The organism is Mycobacterium sp. (genome assembly GCF_049280035.1).
GTDB lineage: Bacteria > Actinomycetota > Actinomycetes > Mycobacteriales > Mycobacteriaceae > Mycobacterium.
The window spans coordinates 1-6,487 of record NZ_JBAPPI010000389.1 but is presented as its reverse complement, the minus strand read 5'-3'; the positions used below and the strand labels follow the sequence as shown (position 1 = coordinate 6,487).

Genomic DNA, 6,487 nt, shown 5'->3' with positions numbered 1-6,487 from the left:
AGCGCCAAGGCCACCAAGGACGGCAAGTCCTACAAGATCACCGGCACGGCCAGCGGTGCAGACCTGTCCAATCCAATGGCAGGACCGGTGACCAAGCCCTTCGAAATCGACGTCACCTGCCCATAACTGGCGTTGTAGTTACCGGCTGACCGCCAATGAGGCGGCGCCTCAAAGAAAGGAATACGGAAATGAAGATCCTACCCACCAACATCGAGGAACAGATCGACCGCGTCGATCGCAACCGGAGCCTGATCATCGGGATCGGCAGTGGAGTGCTCGCGCTCTGGTGCCTCTACCGTGTGCTCTGGTCGTTTTACCTCATGATGACGTACGACTTCCTATTCGGGTCGCTGTTATTTTCCGTCGTGCTGTGGGGCGTGGTTGGCGCCGTCGCAGCGATCGCGGCCATTGGGTTCCTGACCCGCTATGCCAGGCGACCTTGAATTGTCGTCAGAAGAACGCCCGCCGACCGTGCCGTCAATAGCGCAACGCTAGGGGTGGCACGAGATCGGCAATGTCTGTGCAGCACTGCCAAAGTCGGCGCCCATTGGTAACCAGCCTTTTGCCGATGAGTTCGACCTCGAAACGCGCGAAGGAGCCAGTAAATGAGTCAGACCAAGATCAGCGATTCCTATCGGTCCGAGCCACCGCAGTTGTTGCCGACCACCGTCGGAGATGGGCGGGCGCCGGGTGTGTATTACCGCATCGAAGGAGAGCTGGTGCCGGTGCTGCACATTCGGCTCGACGGCAGCGTGCCGGTGTTTTTCGAGCACCACGTGTTGCTGTGGAAAGATCCGGCGCTCGCCATCGGGCTCAGGGGCAAGGGTGCGTTCAAGCGCATGATCGCTGGCATGCAACTGCTTTTGACCGAGGCGCGCGGGCCGGGTCAGGTGGCGTTTTCCCGCGACAGTACCGGGCACGTATTTCCGCTGCACTTACCCCCGGCGCCGCAATTGAGGTACGCTAGCACCAATACTTGGCGGCAACTGGCAATTTGGAATATGGATTCACCCGCCAGAAGGGGGTCAAAAACATGCTGCTCGGCTCGACCGGTTTCTTCGTGGACCGGTTCGCCGCGACCCAGTCCGAGGGTGTGGTGTGGTTGCACGGCTACGGCAACGTTTTTGAGAAAGTCCTGGCTCCCGGTGAGGAGATCGACGTGGAGCCGGGAAGTTGGGTCTACCGCGACGAGAGTGTGCGGATGGATCCGAAAGTCTATGGACTGCGCTCCGGAATATTCGGCGGCACCGGCAATCTCGTCTTCAATCGCTTTACCGGTCCCGGTCGTGTCGGCATTCAGTCCATGTACATGGACATGTCGACCACCTAAGACGATAGCCCGGTGCGCCCATCTACGAGTGGCCAAAGGCGACAATGGACCCGATTACGCTGAATTGCAACCCGATTGGCGATGTCGCCGCCGATCCCGCTGGCACCACACTAGTCGTGACACATCCGCGCGACAGCGCAGTATCGATCCTCGACGTTGATGATCCCGCTGCCGCCAGCCTCATCCGGCTCGACAGTGATCCTGTGGCTGTTGCAGTGGCAGGCAGTCGTGCTTTCGTCGCAACGACGTCGGCGAGCTGCGATGCGGTCTACGTACTCGACCTGGAAACTAGAACCCTGGTTTCGGCGCATCCTCTTGCATTCACCATCACCAGCATGGCAGCCAGCCCGGACGGCGCTCGAGTGTTCGCAGCCAGGACCGGACGGCTGGGAAACGATGTCGCGGTGGTCGATATCGCGACGGAGGCGGTCACGCCGATGGCGATCGCAACAGGCGATGCAGCGATCATCGATGTCGTACGGGCTGGCGACGGCGGGATGCTGTACCTGGGTATCTCCAGCCCGCGTGACGGCGAGCTTGCTGTCGTTGACGGTGCCGAAGGTCGATTAGTCGCAACCGTACCGATCGGGGCGCCGATAAGGGACGTTGCGCTCAGCCCAGACGGCACAGCGGTTTACGTGCTGGCTCACCACCCGCGCGGGGCTGCCGCTGTGATCCGTATCGACGTTGCAAGCCATGCGATCGGTGCGGTCGTCAAGGTCGGCGAGTTCGCAGCACAAGTGGCTGTGAGCTCAGATGGCGCCAAGGTATATGTCGTGGAGCGCGACGGCGTCTCGGTGATCTGCGCGGTAACCGACGAGGTCTTCGGCCACATCACAATCGGCGGCTGGCCATCGTGCGTGGCGAGCCTCTCTACCGGTCGGCTCTACTTGGCCGACTATGCGGGTGTCCTCACTGGCTTGCCCGCCGTCACGCCGGCACCTGCAACGCCGCCATTAGTTGAGGTGCTCCAGGCCGTGTTTGCCGATCCGGCTGCTGAGCTACAACCAGCGGCCGTCTAAATCTGACTGCGCAGTTCGGCACTCCGGTGTGCAAAGCATGGGCCAGAGGCGTTCTTGATGCACAGGTGTTGGATAGCCGATGCGTGGTGGGGCGCGGCTCGGGCTGTTTCAGCTGCAGGTGTTAGCTGGCCGGACTATGGTTAACCGCCTGGAGGTCCGGTGATGGATGCCGATCTAGGTGACGTTGGTGGGACGCCGCACGACCCGGGCGAAACCCAATATGGACTGGGTGAGCTGGCTGGGTCGGTTTCGGTGCGGCCTGCTGCCGGTGGGATTGTCGCCGAGTTGGCTGCTGTTGGTTTTGCGGATGCCGTCGAGGTGGGTCGCGGCGGTTTTGGAGTGGTCTATCGCTGCCGGCAGGTTCGGCTGGGCCGGTTGGTGGCGGTCAAAGTGCTCACCGTGGAGTTGGACGACACCCGGGCCCGGTTTGTGCGTGAGCAGCAGGCGATGGCGCAGTTGACCGGGCATCCCAACATTGTGTCGGTGTTGCAGATCGGTGAGATCGCCAGTGGCCGACCGTTTTTGGTGATGCCCTTCTGTGCGGCAGGCAGTGTGGGTGACCGCATCGCCGAGGTGGGGGTGTTGGGCGTTGATGAGGTGCTGCGGTTGGGGGTGAAGATGGCCGCGGCGTTGGCTTCGGCGCATCGGTTGGGCATTGTGCATCGTGATGTCAAGCCGGCCAACGTCTTGCTCACCGACTACGGGGAGCCGGCGTTAGGTGATTTCGGCATCGCCCGCACGGCTGGGTCGGGATTTAAGACGGTGACCGGGCTTTTCGTTGGCTCACCGGCGTTTACCGCACCGGAAGTGATTGGCGGTGATCCGGCCGGCCCGGCATGCGATGTCTACGGGTTGGGCGCGACGCTGTTTTGTGGTTTGGCCGGGCATGCCGCCTTCGAACGTCGTGACGACGAGGACCTGCTGGCGCAGTTTGCCCGGATCGCCGGTGCACCGCTGCCCGATCTGCGTGAACTTCGGGTTCCCGACGCTGTCGCCGGTGTTGTGGAGCGGGCGATGGCCCGTAACCTTTCAGATCGGCCCACCGCCGAAGGGCTCGGTGAACTACTGCAAGGCGCTCAGGCGCGCCAGGGGTTGCCGGTCGACACGATGGCCCTGCACGAAAGCTCACCTTCGGCATCTCGCTCCGGCACACCGGAACCCAGGCCGGCTGGCCGGGCAGGTGGGCCGGACATAGTGTCATTTCCCGGGGCGGAGTACAAGCAGGTAACGGTGTTGTTCGCCGATGTGGTCGATTCCATGGACCTTGCGGTGGCGGTGGGAGGCGAGCGGTTCCGCGAGATCATGACCGAGCTTGTCAACCGCGCATCGGCGGTGGTGCGCCGATTCGGCGGGACGGTGGATAAGTTCACCGGCGACGGGATCATGGCGGTATTCGGTGCGCCGACTTCCTTGGAGGATCACGCTTTTCGGGCTTGCCTGGCCGGGCTGGGTATTCAAGAGGAGCTGGCGCGGCTGGCCGTCGACGTCGAGGCTCGCGATGCCGTCGGACTGCAACTGCGGGTGGGCCTGAATTCAGGTGAGGTCATCGTCGGCGAGATCGGCTCTGGGGGATTGGGTTACACCGCTGTGGGAACGACTGTCGGGATGGCCCAGCGAATGGAATCGGTCGCCCCGCCACAGGGTGTGCTGCTCAGCGAGTCCACCGCTCGGTTGGTAGAGGATGCCACGGTGTTAGGTGAGCCAGAAATGGTGCACATCAGGGGGGCCGCCAAACCGGTGCCGGCGCGCCGGCTGCGCGGGGTGGCAGCGCGGCGCGAGCCCGGCTCTGAGGTGCGGTCAACCCTGGTGGGACGGGAAGCGGAGCTGCACACCATCGCGGCGATGCTGGAGCGGGCCACCAACGGGCGCGGGTGTGTCGTGAATGTGGTGGGGCCGGCGGGCATCGGCAAGACCCGCCTGGTGTCTGAGGCCGTCGAACTGGCTAAAACCCTTGGTGTACAGGTCTACTCAACGCATTGCGAATCACATACCAGTCACATTCCGTTCGCGGTGGTGGCACGGCTGCTGCGGGCGGAGGGCGGTATCAGTGACCTTGACGCTGCGGCCGCGCGGGCAAAGGCGCGCAGCCAGGCTCCGCCCGATGCCGATCCCGAGGACTTGCTGCTGCTGGATGATTTGTTGGGCATCGCCGACCCCAATACTGCGCTGCCAAGGATCGACCCGGATGCGCGACGGCGGCGATTGACCGCGTTGATCAACGCGACTCAGTCGGCCCGCACCGATCCCGCGCTCTACATCCTCGAGGACACCCATTGGATTGACGGCGTCAGCGATTCCATGTTGGCCGATTTAATCGCGATCATCCCGCGAACCCCCTCGCTGGTACTGACCACATATCGGTCCGAGTACCACGGAGCACTAGCGCAGCTACCGGCGGCCCAGACGCTTGCGCTGGCGCCGCTGACCCAAAGCGAAGCCGCGGCGATGATTGATGAACTGCTCGGGACTGACCGCTCCGTTCGTGATCTCACCGAGGTGATCGCATCACGCGCGGACGGCAACCCGTTCTTCGCGCAAGAGATCATCCGTGACTTGGCCGAACGTGGCGTGCTGCAAGGCCAGCGCGGAGCGTACGTCTGCCGCACCGAAATGACCGAGGTGCGGGTGCCGGCCACCCTGCAGGCCGCCATCGCCGCCCGCATCGACCGCCTCGACGTGGCCGCCAAACAGACGCTGCGAGCTGCGGCGGTGGTCGGATCGCGGTTCAGTCCCGACCTGCTGGCCGGCCTTGGTATTCAGCCGGCACTCGCAGAGCTGGTGAGAGCCGAATTCGTCGATCAGGTCAGGTTCACCGGTAGCGGCGAGTATGGGTTTCACCATCCGCTGATTCGCATGGTGGCCTACGAATCACAGCTCAAATCCGATCGGGCAGAGCTGCACCGGCGCGTCGCGGCCGCGATCGAATCACGTGAGTCGGCAGCGGCAAAGCAGAACGCGGCGCTGATCGCCGAGCATCTGGAGGCCGCCGGTGACGGGCACGCCGCCTACGGCTGGCACATGCGCGCCGCAAAGTGGGCAACCAAGCGCGACATCGCCGCGGCGCGACAAAGTTGGGAGCGCGCCACAAGGATCGCCGATGCGTTACCTGCCGAGGAGCCGGACCGCACAACCATGCGCATCGCCCCGCGCACCATGTTGTGCGCGACCGCCTGGCGAGTACATGTGAATGTTTCCGGGGCCCGATTCGATGAACTGCATGAATTGTGCGCCGCTGCAGGGGATAAGGCGTCACTGGCCATCGCCATGGTGGGCCTGGTGATGGATCACTTGTATCAGGACAGGATCCTTGAGGCGTCGCAGCTGGCTTCCGAAGCCGTAGCCCTCATCGAGTCCATTGGTGATCCCACCTTGACGTTGGCGCTGTTCCCCCCGGCAATCTACGCCAAGATTGACAGCTCCGAGTGGTCTGATGTGCTGGAGTGGTCGCAGCGGGTCATCGACCTAGCCGATGGTGATGCCGCAAAGGGCAACCTCCTTGGCGCGTGGTCTCCGTTAGCGGCCGCCTTGACGACGCGGGCTATGGCCCGTTCGTGTCTGGGTCGTCCCGGATGGCGCGACGACCTGCGCCAGGCCCTGGCCATAACCCACAGCGCCGACCCTGCGTCCTCCGTCACAGTAGTCTCCGTCGGCTACTGGCCGGGGATAACGAATGGCGTGCTAACAGCCGACGATGGCGCGATGCGCGAAATCGAGGCTGCCCTACAGATTGCTGAACGATCCGGTGATGATCTCGGCGTGGCCCTCTCCCAGTTGACGCTGGGCGTTGCGCTGGTGCACCGCCACACGGATGCGGAGCGTGACCGCGGAGAGAAACTGCTGGCCCAGGTCGGTCAAGAGTTTCGGCGCCGGGGATACAACCTCGGCCAGTTACCGATCGTCGACATGTACTTGGCGCGTGAAAGGGCTCGGCGCGGAGACCGTGACGAGGCAATATTGCTCATGCGTGCCGCCGCAGACCGTTTGTTCCGTGAGGGCCGGCTGCTGGCATGGGGCACTGCGGCGTCTGGTGCTCTGGTGGAGACGCTGCTGGACGGCGCCGCCGACAGCGACGTGGCCGAAGCCGAGGCCGCGATCGAGCGGTTGGCGGCCGCGCCGGCCGATGACGGTCTGGCGA

General features: G+C 63.8%; 5 protein-coding genes and 1 pseudogene. All 6 read left to right on the top strand.

The genetic code is table 11. The features are described 5' to 3' along the window. On the top strand, positions 1 to 126 hold a 126-nt coding region (locus WAN71_RS13070; protein ID WP_422223804.1), incomplete at its 5' end, for a lipoprotein LpqH. A 62-nt stretch (positions 127 to 188) separates the two neighbouring features. After that, on the top strand, positions 189 to 443 hold the full coding sequence (locus WAN71_RS13065) for a hypothetical protein (RefSeq protein ID WP_422225733.1): 255 nt from the start codon (positions 189 to 191) through the stop codon (positions 441 to 443). Positions 444 to 605: 162 nt separating this feature from the next. Then, positions 606 to 926 (top strand): annotated as a pseudogene (locus WAN71_RS13060) (AIM24 family protein); the annotation flags it as partial. Positions 927 to 976: 50 nt separating this feature from the next. After that, the gene (locus WAN71_RS13055; RefSeq protein WP_422225732.1) at positions 977 to 1,330 is read left to right on the top strand and encodes an AIM24 family protein; all 354 of its coding nucleotides are present in this window, start codon (positions 977 to 979) and stop codon (positions 1,328 to 1,330) included. 116 nt (positions 1,331 to 1,446) lie between these two features. Next, entirely contained in the window at positions 1,447 to 2,352 is a 906-nt protein-coding gene (locus WAN71_RS13050) for a YncE family protein (protein ID WP_422225731.1), read from the top strand. A 225-nt stretch (positions 2,353 to 2,577) separates the two neighbouring features. After that, positions 2,578 to 6,487, top strand: a 3,910-nt coding sequence (locus WAN71_RS13045; RefSeq protein ID WP_422225734.1) for a serine/threonine-protein kinase PknK, incomplete at its 3' end; no start/stop codon positions are given.

Bases quoted from the DNA above. Each gene is read 5' to 3' on its own strand.
- WAN71_RS13065 (WP_422225733.1), top strand. From the start codon at position 189: ATGAAGATCCTACCCACCAACATCGAGGAACAGATCGACCGCGTCGAT.